Source organism: Kitasatospora sp. MY 5-36, assembly GCF_001182915.1.
GTDB lineage: Bacteria > Actinomycetota > Actinomycetes > Streptomycetales > Streptomycetaceae > Kitasatospora.
In genome coordinates, this window is the sequence record NZ_LFVW01001400.1 from 1 (window position 1) to 626 (window position 626).

Sequence of the window (626 nt, forward strand, 5' to 3'; positions counted from 1 at the left end):
GGGCCGACGGCACCACCGCCACCGCCCGGCTGGTGGGCACCCTGGACGAGCGGGGCGCCCCGAGCCTCGCCGGGGTCCCGATCATCGGCGTCCCGGCGGACGCGGTCGCCGGCTACGCGGCCGGCGCCGTCACCGACCGGCTCGACGTCAGGGTCGCCCCCGGCGCCTCCCGGGCAGGGACCGTCGAAGCCCTGCGCGCCGCCCTCGGCGCCGACGTCCAGGTGCACACCCGCGAGGCCTCGGTCAACGAGGCGACCCGGCAGAGCAGCACCCTGTACGGCATGGTGCTGATCGCCTCGCTCTCCTTCGTCCTGATCGCCCTCGCGGTGGCGCGGATGGTGGTCGGCAACACCTTCACCGTGGTGCTCGCCCAGCGGACCCGCCAGCTCGCCCTGCTGCGCTGCGTGGGCGCCGACCGGCAGCAGCTGCGCCGGCTGATCCGCCGCCAGGGGCTGCTGCTCGGGGTGGGCGCCTCGGCGACGGGCGTGCTGCTGGGCGTCGCCCTCGGCGCGGCCGGCACCGCCGTGGTCGGCGGGCTCGACCTCGGCCCGGTGCACCTGTCACTGCTGCCCTCCCCGCTGACCTGCCTGCTGGCCGGGCCGCCCATCGCCTTCTGGCCGCCGATG

The 626-nt window shown here is 77.5% G+C and carries 1 protein-coding gene; it reads left to right on the forward strand.

Annotation, left to right across the window (positions count from 1 at the left end; translation table 11 throughout):
* Positions 1 to 626: FtsX-like permease family protein (locus AE652_RS42655; protein WP_049661730.1), on the forward strand; the 626-nt coding region annotated here is incomplete at both ends.